Origin of the sequence: Micromonospora sp. NPDC051227 (genome assembly GCF_044455385.1) — a bacterium.
Lineage (GTDB): Bacteria > Actinomycetota > Actinomycetes > Mycobacteriales > Micromonosporaceae > Micromonospora.
This window is the reverse complement of the sequence record NZ_JBITET010000008.1, coordinates 282722-300062: the sequence shown is the minus strand read 5'-3', so window position 1 is coordinate 300062 and position 17341 is coordinate 282722. Positions and strand designations below refer to the sequence as shown.

Sequence of the window (17341 nt, the reverse complement as noted above, 5' to 3'; positions counted from 1 at the left end):
TCAGGACACCAATCCGGTGAGTACGGCGAACGGGACCACCAGGTACCCGGCGCAGAGCAGCACGGCGAAGATCAGAGCCGCGGTACGTGCCCTGCGCTCGCCGCGGGGCGTCTGCTGGCCGAGGCTGCGGAACGCGCTGAACGCGCCGTGACGCAGGTGGAAGCCCACCGCGAGGATGGCCAGCGTGTAGAAGAGCGTGACGTACCAGCGCTCCGGGGCGAAGTCGGCGACGACGTTGCCGTACGGCTTGCTCTCGTCCCCAACCGGGTTCAGCGTGCCGGTGGTCAGGTCCAGCAGGTGGTAGATCACGAAGAGCAGGATGATCACTCCACCCCAGCGCATCGTGCGGGCCGCGTAGCTGCCGTTGACCTTCTTACGGTGGGCGTACTTGACCGGGCGGGCGGCACGGGCCCGCCGGGCCAGCACGGTGGCGGCCACGATGTGGGCGACGACCGCCACCACCAGCACGGTGCGCAGGATCCACAGGAACCAGACGCCGGGCAGCAGTGGCTTGCCGATGTCGCGCAGCCAGTGCGCGTAGTGGTCGAACGAGGTCTCCCCCGTGAACACCTTCAGGTTGCCGAGCATGTGGGCGATGAGGAACAGCGCCAGCAGGATGCCCGTCACCGCCATGACGGCCTTGAGGCCGACGTTCGAGCGGATGGGCGACCGAGTTTTCGTGATTACCACAGGACCGACGCTAGGAGCACTTCGATCAGTCGTCCAATGCATCAAACTCGCAGTGTTGATAGCCGTAGGCTATGTAGATGCAGCTCCATCAGCTCCGGTACTTCGTGGCGGTGGCCGAAGTACGACATTTCACCCAAGCCGCCGACCTCGTGGGCATCACTCAGCCTTCTCTCAGTAAGCAAATTCACGCTCTGGAGGCCGACCTCGGAGCACCACTGTTCGAGCGGCTAAGGGGCAACATCGCACTCACCGCGGCGGGTGAGGTGCTGCTGCCGTTGGCCACCCGGATCCTCGCCGACGTGGAGACCGCGACCCGGGAGGTCCAGGAGTTGGTGGGGCTGCGCCGGGGCCGGGTCCGGCTCGGTGCCACCCCCAGTCTGGCCACCTCGCTCGCCCCGCCGGTGCTGCGCCGCTTCCGCGACGCGCACCCCACCGTCGACCTGCGCGTCGAAGAGGGCGGTTCGCAGGACCTGGTCCGCGATCTGCTCCGCGGCGACCTCGACCTGGCCCTCATCATCATGCCGGCGCAGGGGGCCGACCCGGGGCTGCGGGTCGACCCGATCCTGCGCGAGAGCCTGGTGGTGGCCTCGGTGGGGGAGGTGCCCACCGCGTCGCTGACCGGGGAGCTGCGCATCACCGACCTGCGGGATCAGCCGATGGTGATGTTCCGGGAGGGGTACGACCTGCGCGACGCGACCATCCAGGCGTGTCGGGAGGCGGGCTTCGAACCCACCTTCGCTGTGGACGGCGGCGAGATGGACGCGGTGCTCAGCTTCGTCGAGGCGGGGCTCGGCATCGCTCTCGTGCCCGGCATCGTGCTGGCTCGCCGGCCGGGCGTGCGGATCACCCCCCTCGCCCCGCCCGGGGTGCGGCGGACCATCGCGGTGGCCCGTCGGCGCGACGTCGTACCCACCCACGCCGGTCGGGAGCTTCGGCGCATTCTGCTCGACTACATCCAGTCGGCGATCGACCTCGGCGAACTGCCCCCGGGCGTCGAGCCACTGACCTGACCCGGGGCCCGCCGCCGCGAAGAGGCCGGACGGGGCCGCCGCCGCGAAGAGGTCGGCAGCGGCCCGGCCGTCGGCTCAGCGGCCCTCGGCGTCGTCCATCGCCCGGTAGATCCGCTGTTCGGAGACGGGGTACGGGGTGCCCAACGCCTGAGCGAAGACGTTCACCCGCAGCTCCTCGATCATCCAGCGGATCTGCCGGACGGCAGTCTCCTGGCGGCGGGCCGGCGACAGGTTGGCGAGCAGGTCCGCGTACTCCTTCTGCACCACAGCGATCCGCTCCTGCTGCTGGCGGTCCCGCTGCGGGTTGCCGCCCAGCCGCTCCAGCCGACGCTCGATGGCGGTGAGGTAGCGCAGCAGGTCGGGCAGGCGCGCGTACCCGGTCTCGGTGATGAAACCGGCGTGCACCAGCCCGGCGAGCTGGCTGCGGATGTCGGCCAGCGCCGCCACCACGGCGAGGTTGCGGGTCGCGCCAAGCCGCTGTTCGACGGCGTACGCGGCGGCGAGGACCTTGCGGACCCGGTCCATCACCTCGACGACAGTGTCGACCAGGTCGGCGCGCACCTTCTCGCGCAGCGCCGCGAACCCGTCGGCGTCCCACGCCGGCCCGCCGGCCACACCGATCAGGCGGTCGATGGCCGCGCCCGCCGCGTCCTCGATCAACTCCTGGACGCCGCCGTGCGGGTTGCGGCTCAGCGCCAGCTTCGCCTCGTTGTCCAGCCGCCCCTGGAGGAACCGGGCAGGGGACGGCACTGTGAGCCGCAGCAGCCGACGGGTGCCGGCCCAGTGCGCCGCCTCCGCCTCGGCGGGGGAGTCGAACACCTTCACCCCGACCGTGGCGCCCTCGTCGACCAGCGCCGGGTACGCGGTCACCGCGTAACCGGCGCGGACCTGCTCGATGGTCCGGGGCAGCGCGCCGATACTCCACTCGCGCAGCCCGGTGCGGGCCACCTCCGGTGCGGCGGCCGCCACCACCTGGCGTACCTCCTGGCGGAGTTGGCGTTGCAGGGCCGGCAGGTCCTTGCCCTCGGCGACCGGCTTCTCGTCGTCGCCGAGGACCCGGAAGGTCACCCGCAGGTGCGCCGGGAGCTTGCCCGGCTCCCAGGCGTCGCGGGGCACTGTCACCCCGGTCATCCGGCGCAGCTGCCGGGTGAGCGCGTCCAGCAGCGACTCCTCGCCGGGGGTGATCGCCGCCAGGGCGGCCCGGGCGTAGTCCGGCACCGGGACGAAGTTGCGGCGGATCGCCTTGGGCAGCGAGCGGATCAGCGCGATCACCGTCTCCTCGCGCAGCCCCGGCACCTGCCAGTCGAAGGTCTCCGCCGGCACCTGGTTGAGCAGGGGCAGCGGGATGTCCACCGTGACGCCGTCGTCCGGCGTGCCCGGCTCGAACCGGTAGGTCAGCGGAAGGCTCACCCCGTCGGCCCGCCACTCGTCCGGGTAGTCGTCCTCGTCCACTCCCGGTCGGCCGTCGTTGACCAGCAGGTCGCGGGTGAAGGTGAGCAGCTCGGGTTGCTCGCGGCGGGTCTTCTTCCACCAGCTGTCGAAGTGCCGGCCGGAGGACACGTCGGCCGGGATCCGCTGGTCGTAGAAGCCGAAGATGGTCTCGTCGTCGACCAGGATGTCCCGGCGTCGGGCCCGGCTCTCCAACTCCTCGATCTCGGCGAGCAGCCGCTTGTTGTCCGCCCAGAACTGGTGGTGGGTCTGCCAGTCGCCCTCGACGAGGGCGTGCCGGATGAACAGCTCCCGGCTCAGCGTCGGGTCGATCCGCCCGAAGTTGACTTTGCGGGAGCTGACCAGCGGGACGCCGTACAGGGTGACCTTCTCGTAGGCCATCACCGCGGCCTGCTTCTTCTCCCAGTGCGGTTCGCTGTAGCTGCGCTTGACCAGGTGCTGCGCCAGCGGCTCGACCCACTCCGGTTCGACCCGGCCGGCGATCCGCCCCCACAGCCGGGAGGTCTCCACCAGCTCTGCGGCCATCACCCAACGCGGCGGCTTCTTGAACAACGCCGACCCGGGAAAGAGCGCGAACTTCGCGCCCCGCGCCCCCAGGTACTCGTGTTTCTGGGCGTCCTTCAGGCCGATGTGCGACAACAGGCCGGGCAGCAGCGACTGGTGCACCTTCGGGGTGTCGATCTCCTCCGGCAGGTCCGCGCCACCCCGGCGGCCCCGGCCGGCGTCCGCGTCGTCCGAGCTGTCGCGTGCCGGCCGCCCGCCACGCCGGTCGCCGTCGGACGGGGTACGCAGCACCTGCCGCAGTTGGCTGACGATGTCCTGCCACTCGCGGATCCGCAGGTAGTTCAGGTACTCCGCCTTGCACATCCGCCGGAACGCGCTGGAGGACAGCTCCCGCTGCTGCTCGCGCAGGTAACGCCACAGGTTGAGGTAGGCGACGAAGTCCGACTCCTTGTCGGCGAACCGGGCGTGCGCCTGGTCCGCCTGGGCCTGCTTCTCCGCCGGCCGCTCCCGTGGGTCCTGGATGGAGAGCGCGGCGGCGATCACCAGCACCTCGGTGGCGCAGCCGTTGCGTTCGCCCTCGACCACCATCCGGGCCAGGCGGGGGTCGACCGGCAACTGGGCCAGCCGCCGGCCGAGCGCGGTGAGCCGCTTCGCCGGGTCGGCCTCGGTCGGGTCCAACGCGCCCAGCTCGTGCAGCAGGTTCACGCCGTCGGTGATGTTGCGCTTGTCCGGTGGGTCGATGAACGGGAACGCGGCGAGGTCGCCGAGCCCGATCGCGGTCATCTGGAGGATGACCGACGCCAGGTTGGTCCGCAGGATCTCCGGGTCCGTGAACTCGGGCCGGGATCCGAAGTCCTGCTCGTCGTAGAGGCGGATGCAGATGCCGTCCGAGGTACGGCCACAGCGGCCCTTGCGCTGGTTGGCCGACGCCTGGGAGATCGGCTCGATCGGCAGCCGCTGCACCTTGAGTCGACTGGAGTAGCGGGAGATGCGGGCGGTGCCCGGGTCCACCACGTACTTGATGCCGGGCACGGTCAGCGAGGTCTCCGCGACGTTGGTGGCGAGCACCACCCGGCGCGAGGAGTGCGCGGCGAAGACCCGGTGCTGCTCGGCGGAGGACAGCCGCGCGTACAGCGGCAGGATCTCGGTGCCGAGTAGCGTTCGCTTCTTCTGCACCAGCTTGCCCAGCGCGTCGGCGGTGTCCCGGATCTCCCGCTCACCGCTGAGGAAGACCAGGATGTCGCCGGGGCCCTCGGCGGCCAACTCCTCGACGGCGTCGCCGATCGCCTGGATCTGGTCGCGGACGGTCTCCTCGTCGCCGTCGCCGTCCTCCTCGCCCTCGGCGAGCTCGACGAGGGGCCGGTAGCGCACCTCCACCGGGTAGGTACGCCCGGAGACCTCGACCACCGGCGCGGGCACGCCCTCCGGCTCGTCGGCAGTGGGTGGCCCGACGAAGTGCCTGGCGAACCGGTCGGTCTCGATGGTCGCCGAGGTGATGATCACCTTGAGGTCGGGTCGTCGGGGCAGCAGCTCCCGCAGGTACCCGAGGATGAAGTCGATGTTGAGGCTGCGCTCGTGCGCCTCGTCGATGATCAGCGTGTCGTACTGGCGCAGCATCCGGTCGGTCTGCAACTCGGCCAGCAGGATGCCGTCGGTCATCAGCTTCACCAGGCTGCGCTCGCTGACCTGGTCGGTGAAGCGCACCTTGTAGCCGACCACGTCGCCCAACTCGGTGCCCAGCTCGTCGGCGATCCGGTCGGCCACCGTCCGGGCGGCCAACCGCCGGGGCTGGGTGTGCCCGATCAGGCCGTGCACCCCGCGCCCCAACTCCAGACAGATCTTGGGGATCTGGGTGGTCTTGCCGGAGCCGGTCTCGCCCGCCACGATCACCACCTGGTGATCGCGGATGGCAGCGGCGATGTCGTCCTTGCGCTCACTGACCGGCAGACCCACCGGGTACGTGATCACGGGTACCGCCGCCTGCCGGGCGGCGAGCCGCTGCTCGGCCCGGACCAGGTCGGCGGTGATCTCGGTCAGCGCCGCCTCCCGACGCTGCGGGTCGCGCAGCTTGCGGGCACCGTCCAGTCGCCGCTGGAGCCGGCGCTGGTCGCGGAACATCAGAGGTGTGAGGCGGCGGTGCAGCTCGCGAACGGGGTCGGACGCGACGGAGGCGGTTGGATTCTGCATGTCGTGCCCAAGGATAGGCAGCCCGGCGGCGCACCGCCCCTGGGTTACCGAGCGGCCGGCTCCCCGACGGCCACCTCCGGTCCCTTGACGGCCAGGAGCGGGCCCTAGAGTTGGCGGCCGACGTCGAGCGCTGGGGGAGCCGGATGGAGATGCGCGACACCGACCGCGCGTTGGTGCAGGCCGCCACGGCGGTCTCCAAGCTGCGCTGCCGCAGCCAGCACCACACTGTCGCGTCGGCGGCCCGGACCGCGGACGGTCGGGTCTTCACCGGCGTGAACGTCCAGCACTCCACCGGAGGGGCCTGCGCCGAACTTGTCGTGATCGGCACCGCCGCCACCCAGGGCGTCACCGCGCTGGAGACGATCGTCACGGTCGCCGACCGTGGCCGCGAGGTCGTCGCGCCCTGTGACCGGTGCCAGCAGGTGCTGCGGGATTACGTCCCGGAGCTGCGGGTGGTCCTCGGCCCGATGGACGCCCTGCGGGTGGTCCCGCTCGGTGAGCTGCCGGCGGAGGCCGGCAGCGGTTCGGCCGGCTGAGGGGGCACGTCAGTCCCCGGAGGCCGCCTCCAGCATCGACTGCGGCACCGGCACGCTCTCGAACCGCAGGGTGCCCTCCGGAAGCAGCCACGACGTGACCCGCGCGACCAGGCGACCGGCCCGCACGGCGGGGTCGTTGGCGAACAGCGCGCGGGCCTCGTCCGGGGCGATGGACAGCACCACGAAACCCCTCAGCTGCTCGTCGTCGGGGTGCAGGAACGGGCCGGCCGCGAGCACCAGCCCCTGCTGCACGAGGCCCGCCTGGTGGGCCAGGTGCGCGTCCCGCAACCGGTCGATCGCGTCCTGCGGCAGCTCCGGCGGATCCGACGGGCGGGTCAGCAGGACGACCGTGTGCTGGTCGAATCGCATGCCCACACCCTATGGCGCGAATCTTTCTCTTCTGGGTGTCATCTGCTATATGTCCGTCCTGGGGCGGCTACCTGCCGCACCTGCTGCCGGTGGACCCCACAGTGCACTGGGCCAACCCGGCGGGTGGCATCGAGTACCGGGACCGTCATGGGCAGTGGGACGGCAGCCCGCAGGGGTATCGCGGGCCGGTGCCCCAGGTGGTGCATCTGCACGGCGCGCACAGCTCCCAGGAGAGCGATGGGCACTCCGAGGCGTGGTACCTGCCGGTGGCCCGGGACCTGCCCCCGGGCTTCGCCGTGACCGGCAGCGCGTACCGCGAGTTCCGGTCCCGGTTCGCCGAGCGGTCCGGCCTGCGCTGGGCGCCGGGCTCGGCCACCTTCGAGTACGCGAACGACCAGCGACCTTGCACCCTCTGGTACCACGACCACGCGCTCGGACTCACCCGGGAGAACGTCTACGCCGGGCCCGCCGGGTTCTACCTGCTCGGTGGTGGGGACGAGTTGCCGGAGGGAGTGTTGCCCGGCCCGGCGTCGACCCGCGATGACCCGCCGAACAGCTCGTACCACGACATCCCGCTGATGATCCAGGATCGCAGCTTCACCGCCGACGGCGACCTTCACTATCCGGAGCGGTACTCCGCCAGCGGCGACGGGCCGCCGACCTGGGTGCCCGGGTTCTCCGGCTCGACCATCGTGGTCAACGGCCGCACCTGGCCCACATTGACCGTCCAGCGTCGGCGTTACCGGTTTCGGCTGCTCAACGGCTGCAACAGCCGATTCCTGCTGCTCAGCGTGGCCGCGAACGCCACGGCGCGGCCGGCCCGACCGGTGCTGCCGGTCTGGCAGATCGGCAGTGACGGCGGTTTCCTGCCCGAGCCGGTGCCGCACGAACGCGTGTCACTCGGCCCCGCCCAGCGGGTCGACGCGATCGTCGACTTCACCGACGTTCCGGCCGGCACCGAGCTGTACCTCGTGAACGAAGGGCCGGACGGGATGTACGGCGGCGGTCGCCCCGGGGTGGACTTCCCGCCGGCCGACCCGCAGACCACCGGGCAGGTGCTGCGGTTCGTGGTCACCGACGCGACCGGCGCGGACCCGAGCGTCCCACCGGAGCAGCTACGGCTGCCGTCCCACCCTCGGCTCGGAGCGGCCCAGCGGGTACGCCGGTTGTCGCTCAACGAGCGGAGGTCCGGCGGGTCGATGATCATGCTGCTGGGCGTCCTCGACGAGCGGGGCCGGGGCCTGCCGTTGCGCTGGAGCGACCCGGTGACCGAGCAGCCCATCCTCGGCGAAACCGAGGTGTGGGAGGTGCGCAACTTCACCCGGCACGTGCATCCGGTGCACCTGCACCAGGTCCAGTTCGAGCTGCTCGGCCGGGGACGCTCGGGCCGGTCGTTGCCGGGCCCGGGGGACCGGGGGTGGCTGGACACGGTGCTCGCGTACCCGTGGGAGGTGACTCGGATCAAGGCGCACTTCGACCTGCCGGGCCGGTACGCCTGGCACTGCCACCTGCTGGAACACGAGGACAACGAGATGATGCGGCCGCTGAACGTCCTACCGCGCGGCGGCGCGGCGGCCGGAGACGGCGGCTCGCCGGGGCGGGCCGTGGAACCCGGGACGGCATCGACAGGCGCCGGTTAGGCCCCTTTCCGCAGCTCGGCTAAGGTTAGGCGAACCTAAGCATTAACGTGCAGGAGATTCGTGACCACCCTCGCCACCCGGCCGACCCCGGCCCGCAACCGGTCCGGCACCCGCACCGGCCGCCGGGTGGCCGTCACCGTCGGGGCCGCGCTGGTGCTGCTGCTCACCGTGCTGGCCAGCTTCGCGCTCGGCAGCCGACAACTCGGCGTCGACCAGGTCTGGCACGCCCTCGTCGCGCCGGACGGCGGCGACGCCAGCACCATCGTCCGTGAGCTGCGGATGCCCCGGACCGCGCTCGGCCTCGCGGTCGGGCTCGCGCTCGCCGTGGCGGGGGTGCTGTTCCAGGCGCTCACCCGCAACCCCCTGGCCGAGCCGCGCATCCTCGGCATCAGCGCGGGCGCGTCGTTCGGGGTGGTCCTCGCGATCTCCGTCTTCGGCGTCGGCACGCTCGCCGGGTACGTCTGGTTCGGCATCGCCGGAGCCCTGATCGCCGGCCTGCTGGTCTTCGCCATCGCCACCCGCGCCCGCGAGGGCGCCAGCCCGGTCACCCTCGCGTTGGTCGGCGCGGCGCTCGACGCCAGCCTGGCCTCCGGGGTGTACGCGCTGCTCAGCATCGACGCCCGCACCTTCGAGGAATACCGCTTCTGGGTGGTCGGCGGGCTCGCCGGCCGGGACCTGTCGGTCGCCGCGCAGGTGCTGCCGTTCGTCCTCGTCGGGTTGGTGCTGGCCTCCCTGGTGGCCCGCGGCCTGGACGCGCTGGCCCTCGGCGACGACGTGGCCCGTGGTCTCGGCCACCGGATCGGCCTGGTCCGCCTCGGCGGTGGCCTCGCCGCCGTGCTGCTGACCGGTGCCGCGGTGGCCGCTGCCGGACCTGTCGCGTTCGTCGGGCTGGCCGTGCCGCACCTGGCGCGCGCCCTGGTCGGCGCGGACCACCGCTGGACCCTCGCCGTCTCCGCCCTGCTCGGGCCGGCGCTGCTGCTCGCCGCCGACATCGTCGGTCGGCTCGTCGCCCCGCCGGGTGAGATCCCGGCCGGGATCGTCACCGCGCTGATCGGTGCGCCGCTGCTGGCCGTGCTGGTCCGCCGCGCCCGGGTGGTGACCGCGTGACCACCACCCGCCGCCCACTGGGCCCCGCTGACCCACCCGGCCTGCCGGGCCCGGCAGGCTCGGCTGGGCCCGCTGGCTCGGCTGGGCCCGCTGGCTTGTCGACCGTCGCGGCCGTCGGCTCGCCTGGTGCCGACGGTGCTCGGCTGCCCGGGCGGTCGCTGCTGCGGATCGGGCCGGTCAGCCTGCTGATCCGCTGTCGGGCGGTCCTGGTGGCCGCCGCGCTGACCGTGCTGCTCCTGCTGGCCGTCGTGCTCAGCCTCTCGCTGGGCACCCCCTACGTCGCCCCGGCCGACGTGCTGCGTGCCCTCTCCGGAGCCGGCACCCCGTACGACCTCGTGGTCTTTGATCTTCGGCTGCCGCGGGTCGTGCTGGCGGCCGTGGCCGGCGCGGCCTTCGGCGTGGCCGGCACGCTGATCCAGAGCGTGGCCCGCAACCCGCTCGCCAGCCCGGACGTCATCGGCATCACCCAGGGTGCCGGTCTCGCCGCCACCGTGGCCCTGACCAGCGGAATGGCCGCGGTGCTGGTGGCGCCCACCGCGCTGGTGGGCGGGCTGCTCGCGGCGGTGCTGCTGTTCGCTCTCGGTGCCCGGCACGGGCTGGCGGCGCAGCGGTTCGTGCTCGCCGGGGTGGCGGTCGCGTTCGGCTTCCGGGCGCTCACCGAGGTGGTCATGCTCACCGCCGACCCGATCGACGGGCTGCGCGCGCAGATCTGGCTGATAGGCACCCTGGCCGGCAAGGGCTGGACGGAGGCCGCCTGGATCGCCGGCACCCTGCTGGTGCTGCTGCCGGTGCTGGCCTGGGCCGGCTGGGCGCTGAACAGCACCGCCCTCGACGACGACACCGCCCGGGGCGTCGGGCTGCGCCCGGTGGCCCGCCGGATCGGCCTCGCCGGCACCGGCGTACTCGTCGCCGCGATGGTCACCGCCCAGGTCGGCGCCGTCGACTTCGTGGCGCTGGTCGCCCCGCAGGTGGCCCGACGGCTGGTACGCGCCGAACGACCGCCACTGGTCTGCGCGGCCCTGCTCGGCGCCCTCCTGCTGGTGCTGGCCGACCTGGCCGGCCGGCGGTTGTTCGCACCCACCCAACTGCCCGCCGGGGTGCTGACGGCCGCGATCGGCGGCCCGTACCTGATCTTCCTGCTGCTGCGTGGTCGGCGGCGGTCGTCGTGACGCCTCAAGGAGTCCTGTGATGCTCTCCACCCGCGACCTGGTCGCCGGCTACGACGACCGGACCGTGCTCGACGGGCTCGACCTGGACCTGCCGACCGATGCGTTCACCGTGATCGTCGGACCCAACGCGTGCGGCAAGTCCACCCTGCTGCGCACGATGGCCCGGCTGCTCACCCCCCGCCGAGGCACAGTGCTGCTGGACGGCACCGCGATCCGCGACCTGCCGACCCGGGAGGTCGCCCGCCGCCTCGGCGTCCTGCCGCAGAGCCCGCTGGTGCCCGAGGGCGTCACGGTGGCGGACCTGGTCGGACGCGGCCGACAGCCCTACCAGCGGTGGTGGCGGCAGTGGTCGGCGGAGGACGGCGCGGCGGTGGACCAGGCGATGGCCCTGGCCGACGTGACCGACCTGGCCGACCGGCCGGTGGACAGCCTCTCCGGCGGTCAGCGGCAACGGGTGTGGATCGCCATGACCCTCGCCCAGGACACCGACGCCCTGCTGCTGGACGAGCCCACCACGTTCCTCGACCTGGCCCACCAGGTGGAGGTGCTGGACCTCCTGCACCGGCTGCGCTCCGAGCGGGGCCGCACCGTGGTCGCCGTGCTGCACGACCTGAACCTGGCCGCCCGCTACGCCGACCACCTGGTCGCCATGCGCGCCGGCGCCGTGGTGGCCGCCGGACCGCCCCGGGAGATCCTCACCGCCGACCTGGTCCGCGATGTCTTCGGGCTGGCCTGCGTGGTCGTGCCCTGCCCGGTGACCGGCGCACCGCTGGTGGTGCCCGCGTACACCGGTGGCAACGCTCCGGCTGCCGCGTCGGGCGGCCTGGTCGCTCCGTCAGGTGGCGCTGGTGACCCGGCCGCCGCGTCCGCTGGCGCTGGTGACCCGGCCGCCGCGTCCGCTGGCGCTGGTGACCCGGCCGCCGCGTCCGCTGGCGAGAAGGACCCCGATTCGTCGACGGCGTCCGTACCGGACGCCCGACCCGCCCCCGGCGGCGCGGTCAACCCGCTCGCCGGCTCGCACCCCTCGAAAGGACTCTGATGCGTCGTCTCGTCGCAGCTCTCGCCGCGGCCGTCGCTCTCGGTGCCGGCCTCACCGCCTGCGGTGAGAGCGACCCGGTCGCCGGCTCCACCACCGGGGACACCCGGGAGATCACCCACGCCATGGGCACCACAAAGGTCCCGGCCGAGCCCAAGCGCGTCGTCGTGCTCGACACCGACAAGATCGATACGGCGCTCTCGTTGGGCATCACGCCCGTCGGCGCGGCCACCGCCGGTGAGGCGAAGAGCTGGCCCACGTACTTCGGCGCGGACAAGCTCACCGGCATCAAGGAGGTCGGGGTGCTCACCGAGCCCGACCTGGAGGCGATCAACGCGCTGAAGCCGGACCTCATCCTCGGCAGCAAGTTCCGCCAGGAGAAGTTCTACGACGAGCTGGCCGCCATCGCGCCGACCGTGTTCACCGACAAGGTGGGCATCACCTGGAAGGACAACCTCCTCCTCGACGGCAAGGCGCTCGGCCGCGAGCAGCAGGCCAGGGATCTGCTCGCCACGTACGAGAAGCGGGCCAAGGACTTCGGCGCGACGCTCGGCGACGCCGCCGCGCGCAAGGTGTCCATCGTGCGGTTCCTGCCCGGCAACATCCGGGTGTACGGGCCGGACTCGTTCTCCGGCATCGTCATCGGGGACACCGGCCTGGGCCGCCCCGAGCGGCAGCTGCTCGCCAACAAGGAGGACAAGCGCTTCGACCTGGTCAGCCCCGAGCGGATCAACGAGGTTGACGGTGACGTCATCTTCGTGACCGCGTACGGCGACAAGGCCGCCGCCGAGCAGACCAAGGTCGCCGGCGGGACGCTGTGGAAGGGCCTCGGCGCGGTAAAGGCCGGCAAGGCGTACCCCGTCTCCGACGAGGTCTGGATGACCGGCATCGGCGTCGGCGCCGCCAACAAGATCCTCGACGACCTGGCCAAGTACCTCCCCGCCGCCTGACAAGCCCCCGCCCGCGCACCCCGCGCACCCGCCTCAAGATCCGCGCAAGTTCGGGGAAACTGCTGCCTCGTGAGCTGTTGAGGCAGCAGAATCCCTGAAGTTGCGCGGATCTTGGAGCGTCTGGGTTTGGGCCCGAGGCGAGTCAGCGGGAGCGGGCGCGGAGGGCTTGACGGAGTTCGGCGAGGAAGCCGTCGAAGTCCTCGCGGAACCGCTTCGCGGTGACGTGCAGGACGATCCAGTCCTCACCGAGCAGTCGGTTGAGGCGGCGTCGGTCTCGGTGGAACTGCTCGGGGTCGTCGTGCCACAACCCGTCGTACTCGACGGCGACCTTGAGGTGCGGCCACGCCAGATCGAGACGGGCCACGAACTTCCCATCGCGCTCGACCACGAACTGCGTCACGGGCGCCGGCACCCCGGCGAGCACTATCCGCACGCGGAGCCGGGACTCTGGGATCGACTCCGCGCCCGCGTCGGCCAGCTCAGCCACGCGCGCCATCCGCTTCCAACCCCGGTTGCCGATCCATGTTCGGGAGTCCGCGCGTAGTCGAGGGAGCGCCACCAGCCGTTGGTTGGCGAGGCGATCCACGACGGCGACGGCGTCCTCCGTCGGCAGCCACTGGGCCAGGTCCCAACAGGTGCGCGTCGGCGTGGTCAGCGGGATGCCCTGACGGACCGCGACGTCGGTCGCGGCGATCGCACCGGTGTGCACGACGAGCCCCGAGACCGGACCGAACCGCGTGCCAGCGGGCACGAGCACATCGATGGGCTCATGGTCGGCGACCGACGCCGCGCCGTACAGCGCCGCCGCACTGCGACCAGCGATCGCTGCACCCGCTGGCAGAACCCACCGTGCCGCGGCGGCACAACGAGTGCGGTGGGTGACCGCCAGCCGGGCATCGGCGTAGACATCCCGGAACAGCGGACGCCACGCCCTGCTGCGCAGCTCCGTCCGGGTCAACAGGCCCTGGGCAACGACGCGGGAGCCGCGAAAGACGCGTCCCTGCAGGCTCGCCGGCCGTCGTGGGGAAACAGGCATGACAGACACCATGACCGGCGTTCGCATTCGCCCGCAGCCCCTGTGGATAACCCTGAACCAGGGCCGGAACGCCAAGATCCGCGCAACTTCGGTGTTCTTGCTGCCTTCTCGCGGCGCGAGACAGCAGCATCCCCGAAGTTGCGCGGATCTTGGGCGGTTAGAGCGCGGGGGGGCAGCTCAGGCTGGACGCGGTCGGGGCTGGCGCGACCAGCAGACCACCGCCCAAGCGACAAGCCAGACCGGTCAACGGCGGCAGGTGCTCGGGCGGCGGCCTGTGTCAGGCGGCGTGGGTTAGGCGGCGGTGGACCAGATGGCGCGGAAGGCGGCGGCCTCGCCGGAGAGCCATCGTTCGATCTGGTCGGGCTTGGCGTCGGTGGGCATGCGGTGGGCCAGGCCGCGGCGGACGTCGACCAGGACCGGTTCGGCGTGTGGGAGCACCGCGTCCATGTGTCGGGCCATCAGGTGCAGGGTGGCGAGCACCGATTCCTCGCTCGGTGGGGCCTCGTCGAAGTGCAGGCGGACCGCTTCTGCGCGGCCGTCGGCGTGGCGTACCCCGAAGTGGGGGTTGATCTTGACGGGCAGGTCGCCGAGCATGGCGAGGGCGTCGCGGGTCTGGGCGAGATCGACGGCGGTCGGCTCGCCGAGCGAGCGCAACCAGGTCGTGGCGCCGGGGACGAGCGCCTGGTAGAGCGGGCGCCATCGTGGCTTGACCATGTCGGCCACCCCGGCCAGGTGGGTGCCGCCGGTGTGGAAGGCGATGTCGGCCTTGAGCGCCTTGACGAACTGGCCGTGCGGGTTGAAGCCGGACCGGCTGGCGCGCTGCTTGCGCAGCCCGCCGACGAAGGTCGCCTTGGTGGGGCCGGTGCGGTCGACGTAGCGGGTGAAACCGAGCAGTGTCGCGTAGGGGGTGAGGGGCGTGGAGGCGGGCGCGGTCACGGGCGTCCTCCCGGATCGTAATCCTGCAGGTCAGGAACTCGATTAGTACATACATTCTAATCGACGGGTCTGACATCGCCCAGCCAAAGAAGGGGTGCGGAAGACGCGACAAAGGGGGCCGTCCGGCGTTCGGACGACCCCCTGTCGAGACGCTCGCTAGAGCTGGCCGACGTCGGTGATCCGCACGACCGCCGCGCCGACCTCGTCCGAGGCCACCAGGTCGATCTCGGCGCTGATGCCCCAGTCGTGGTCGCCGTCCGGGTCGTCGAAGATCTGCCGTACGGTCCACCGCTCCCGGCCCTGCTCGATCATGAGCAGCGCCGGACCGCGGGCGTCCGGCCCGACCCCGATCGAGTCGTACGCCTCGAAGTACGGCGCCAGCGCGTCGGCCCACGCGTCGTAGTCCCAGCCGTCCTCGGCGTCCAATTCGGCGAGCAGGTCCCAGCGGCGTAGCGCGGCCAACTCGACGCGTCGGAACAACGCGTTGCGCACCAGCACCCGGAAGGCTCGCGCGTTGCGGGTCACCGCCGGTGGCCGATCGGTCAGGGCGGCGTGCGCCTGGGCCACCTCGGCGACGTCGGACGGGTTGCGCAGCCGCTCCCACTCGTCGATGAGACTGGAGTCGACCTGGCGGACCAGCTCGCCCAACCACTCGATGAGGTCGATCAGCTCCTCGGTCTTGGCGTCCTCGGGCACGGTCTGGCGCAGCGTCTTGTACGCGTCGGCCAGGTAGCGCAGGACGAGACCTTCCGAGCGGGTCAGCCCGTAGAACTGCACGTACTCGGTGAAGGTCATGGCCCGCTCGTACATGTCGCGGACGACGGCCTTGGGGGAGAGCTGGTGGTCGGCGACCCAGGGGTGCCCCTGCCGGTACATCTCGTACGCGGCCTCCAGCAGCTCGGCCAGGGGCTTCGGGTGGGTCACCTCGTCGAGCAGTTCGAGGCGCGCCTCGTACTCGATGCCCTCGGCCTTCATGGCGGCGACCGCCTCGCCGCGCGCCTTGAACTGCTGCGCGGAGAGGATCTGCCGCGGGTCGTCGAGGATCGACTCGATCACGCTCAGCACGTCGAGCGCGTACGACGGGGACTCGGCGTCGAGCAGCTCGATGGTGGCCAGCGCGAGGGGGGAGAGTGGCTGGTTGAGGGCGAAGTCGAGCTGGAGGTCGACGGTGAGCCGGATCCGCCGGCCGGTCTCGTCCGGCTCGGGCAGCTCCTCGACGACGCCTCCGGCACGCAGGGCCCGGTAGATGGCGATCGCGCGGCGGATGTGCCGGCGCTGCGCGGCGGGCTCCTCATGGTTGTCGGTCAGCAGGTGCCGCATCGCGGTGAACGCGTCCCCGGGCCGACCGATGACGTTGAGCAGCATCGAGTGGCTGACCTGGAAGCTGGAGGTCAGTGGTTCCGGCTCGGCGTCGACGAGTCGGTCGAAGGTGGGCTGGCCCCAGCCGATCGAGCCCTCCGGCGGCTTCTTGCGGACCACCTTGCGCCGCTTCTTCGGGTCGTCGCCGGCCTTGGCGAGGGCCTTCTCGTTGTCGATGACGTGCTCCGGGGCCTGCACCACGACCCGGCCGATGGTGTCGTAACCGGCCCGCCCGGCCCGCCCGGCGATCTGGTGGAACTCCCGGTTCTTGAGCAGCCGGGTACGGACCCCGTCGTACTTGGACAGGCCGGTGAACAGCACGGTCCGGATCGGCACGTTGATGCCGACGCCGAGGGTGTCGGTGCCGCAGATGACCTTGAGCAGGCCGGCCTGGGCGAGGGTCTCCACCAGGCGGCGGTACTTGGGCAGCATGCCGGCGTGGTGCACGCCGATGCCGTGCCGGACCAGCCGGGACAGCGTCTTGCCGAAGCCGGCGGTGAACCGGAAACCACCGATCGCCTCGGCGATCATGTCCTTCTCGGCGCGGGTGCAGACGTTGACGCTGGTCAGAGCCTGAGCGCGTTCCAGCGCGGCGGCCTGGGTGAAGTGCACCACGTACACCGGGGCCTGCTTGGTTTCCAGCAGCTCCTCAAGCGTCTCGTGCAGCGGCGTCATCGCGTACGAGAAGATGAGCGGGACCGGCCGCTCCGCCGTCCGCACGACGGCGGTGGGCCGCCCGGTGCGCCGGGTCAGGTCGTCGACGAAGCGGGTGGTGTCCCCCAGGGTGGCGGACATCAGGATGAACTGGGCCTGCGGCAGCTCGATGATCGGCACCTGCCACGCCCAGCCCCGGTCGGGCTCGGCGTAGAAGTGGAACTCGTCCATGATCACCTGACCGACGTCGGCCTTCGTGCCCTCGCGCAGCGCCAGGTTCGCCAGGATCTCCGCGGTGCAGCAGATGATCGGGGCGTCGGCGTTGACGCTGGCGTCGCCGGTGAGCATGCCGACGTTCTCGGCGCCGAAGACCTCGCAGAGCGCGAAGAACTTCTCCGACACCAGGGCCTTGATCGGCGCGGTGTAGAAGGTCGTCCGGCTGTCGGCGAGGGCCGCGAAGTGCGCGGCGATCGCCACCAGGCTCTTACCCGAGCCGGTGGGCGTGTTCATGATCAGGTTGGCACCGGAGACGATCTCGATGACCGCCTCTTCCTGATGGGGGTAGAGGTCGAGGCCGCGCTCCTTCGCCCAGCCGGCGAACGCGTCGAAGAGGGTGTCGGGGTCGGCGCTTGTCGGCAGCGCGGCGGTGAGCGTCATAGCCTGTCCATGGTGCCTGGATCATGCCCCGGTACGCCAACCCGGCCTGCAC

General features: G+C 71.7%; 12 protein-coding genes and 1 pseudogene. 7 read left to right on the top strand and 6 right to left on the bottom strand.

The window, feature by feature from the left end:
* Positions 1 to 732 (bottom strand): succinate dehydrogenase cytochrome b subunit, encoded by a 732-nt coding sequence (locus ACIA47_RS21535; protein WP_357187463.1) that lies wholly within the window; start codon positions 730 to 732, stop codon positions 1 to 3.
* A 35-nt stretch (positions 733 to 767) separates the two neighbouring features.
* Here ACIA47_RS21535 and ACIA47_RS21530 point away from each other — a divergent pair, with 35 nt between their 5' ends.
* Complete coding sequence (locus ACIA47_RS21530) at positions 768 to 1700, top strand: LysR family transcriptional regulator (RefSeq protein WP_396710125.1); 933 nt, start codon at positions 768 to 770, stop codon at positions 1698 to 1700.
* Between the two features lie 75 nt (positions 1701 to 1775).
* Here ACIA47_RS21530 and hrpA read toward each other — a convergent pair whose 3' ends face one another.
* Positions 1776 to 5840: an ATP-dependent RNA helicase HrpA gene (gene hrpA, locus ACIA47_RS21525; protein WP_396710123.1), complete on the bottom strand. Its 4065-nt coding sequence runs from the start codon at positions 5838 to 5840 to the stop codon at positions 1776 to 1778.
* Positions 5841 to 5983: 143 nt separating this feature from the next.
* On the opposite strand from hrpA, the gene ACIA47_RS21520 reads away from it, so the two are divergent.
* A complete protein-coding gene (locus ACIA47_RS21520; protein ID WP_396710121.1) occupies positions 5984 to 6376 on the top strand; it encodes a cytidine deaminase in 393 nt (130 codons plus the stop codon).
* Between the two features lie 9 nt (positions 6377 to 6385).
* Here the strand turns inward: ACIA47_RS21520 and ACIA47_RS21515 are convergent, their stop codons facing one another.
* A complete protein-coding gene (locus ACIA47_RS21515) occupies positions 6386 to 6745 on the bottom strand; it encodes a YciI family protein (protein WP_091402189.1) in 360 nt (119 codons plus the stop codon).
* Between the two features lie 11 nt (positions 6746 to 6756).
* On the opposite strand from ACIA47_RS21515, the gene ACIA47_RS21510 reads away from it, so the two are divergent.
* The 5 genes and pseudogenes from ACIA47_RS21510 to ACIA47_RS21490 all read left to right on the top strand — a co-directional run bounded on the left by ACIA47_RS21510 (position 6757) and on the right by ACIA47_RS21490 (position 12647).
* Entirely contained in the window at positions 6757 to 8385 is a 1629-nt protein-coding gene (locus tag ACIA47_RS21510) for a multicopper oxidase family protein (protein WP_396710119.1), read from the top strand.
* A 60-nt stretch (positions 8386 to 8445) separates the two neighbouring features.
* On the top strand, positions 8446 to 9492 hold the full coding sequence (locus ACIA47_RS21505) for a FecCD family ABC transporter permease (RefSeq protein ID WP_396710117.1): 1047 nt from the start codon (positions 8446 to 8448) through the stop codon (positions 9490 to 9492).
* Positions 9493 to 9587: 95 nt separating this feature from the next.
* Positions 9588 to 10661, top strand: coding sequence for a FecCD family ABC transporter permease (locus ACIA47_RS21500; RefSeq protein ID WP_396710115.1), 1074 nt, complete (start codon positions 9588 to 9590; stop codon positions 10659 to 10661).
* A gap of 19 nt (positions 10662 to 10680) precedes the next feature.
* Positions 10681 to 11451 (top strand): annotated as a pseudogene (locus tag ACIA47_RS21495) (ABC transporter ATP-binding protein); the annotation flags it as partial.
* Positions 11452 to 11699: 248 nt separating this feature from the next.
* Complete coding sequence (locus tag ACIA47_RS21490) at positions 11700 to 12647, top strand: ABC transporter substrate-binding protein (protein WP_396710113.1); 948 nt, start codon at positions 11700 to 11702, stop codon at positions 12645 to 12647.
* Between the two features lie 142 nt (positions 12648 to 12789).
* Here the strand turns inward: ACIA47_RS21490 and ACIA47_RS21485 are convergent, their stop codons facing one another.
* The 3 genes from ACIA47_RS21485 to ACIA47_RS21475 all read right to left on the bottom strand — a co-directional run bounded on the left by ACIA47_RS21485 (position 12790) and on the right by ACIA47_RS21475 (position 17289).
* Positions 12790 to 13683, bottom strand: coding sequence for a hypothetical protein (locus ACIA47_RS21485; RefSeq protein ID WP_396710111.1), 894 nt, complete (start codon positions 13681 to 13683; stop codon positions 12790 to 12792).
* A 291-nt stretch (positions 13684 to 13974) separates the two neighbouring features.
* Entirely contained in the window at positions 13975 to 14619 is a 645-nt protein-coding gene (locus ACIA47_RS21480; RefSeq protein WP_396710109.1) for a hypothetical protein, read from the bottom strand.
* 156 nt (positions 14620 to 14775) lie between these two features.
* Complete coding sequence (locus ACIA47_RS21475) at positions 14776 to 17289, bottom strand: RNA helicase (RefSeq protein WP_112584661.1); 2514 nt, start codon at positions 17287 to 17289, stop codon at positions 14776 to 14778.
* Positions 17290 to 17341: the final 52 nt, after the last annotated feature.

Bases quoted from the DNA above. Each gene is read 5' to 3' on its own strand.
- ACIA47_RS21535 (WP_357187463.1), bottom strand. From the start codon at position 732: ATGCATTGGACGACTGATCGAAGTGCTCCTAGCGTCGGTCCTGTGGTA.
- ACIA47_RS21530 (WP_396710125.1), top strand. From the start codon at position 768: ATGCAGCTCCATCAGCTCCGGTACTTCGTGGCGGTGGCCGAAGTACGA.
- hrpA (WP_396710123.1), bottom strand. From the start codon at position 5,840: ATGCAGAATCCAACCGCCTCCGTCGCGTCCGACCCCGTTCGCGAGCTG.
- ACIA47_RS21520 (WP_396710121.1), top strand. From the start codon at position 5,984: ATGGAGATGCGCGACACCGACCGCGCGTTGGTGCAGGCCGCCACGGCG.
- ACIA47_RS21515 (WP_091402189.1), bottom strand. From the start codon at position 6,745: ATGCGATTCGACCAGCACACGGTCGTCCTGCTGACCCGCCCGTCGGAT.
- ACIA47_RS21510 (WP_396710119.1), top strand. From the start codon at position 6,757: ATGGCGCGAATCTTTCTCTTCTGGGTGTCATCTGCTATATGTCCGTCC.
- ACIA47_RS21490 (WP_396710113.1), top strand. From the start codon at position 11,700: ATGCGTCGTCTCGTCGCAGCTCTCGCCGCGGCCGTCGCTCTCGGTGCC.
- ACIA47_RS21485 (WP_396710111.1), bottom strand. From the start codon at position 13,683: ATGCCTGTTTCCCCACGACGGCCGGCGAGCCTGCAGGGACGCGTCTTT.
- ACIA47_RS21475 (WP_112584661.1), bottom strand. From the start codon at position 17,289: ATGACGCTCACCGCCGCGCTGCCGACAAGCGCCGACCCCGACACCCTC.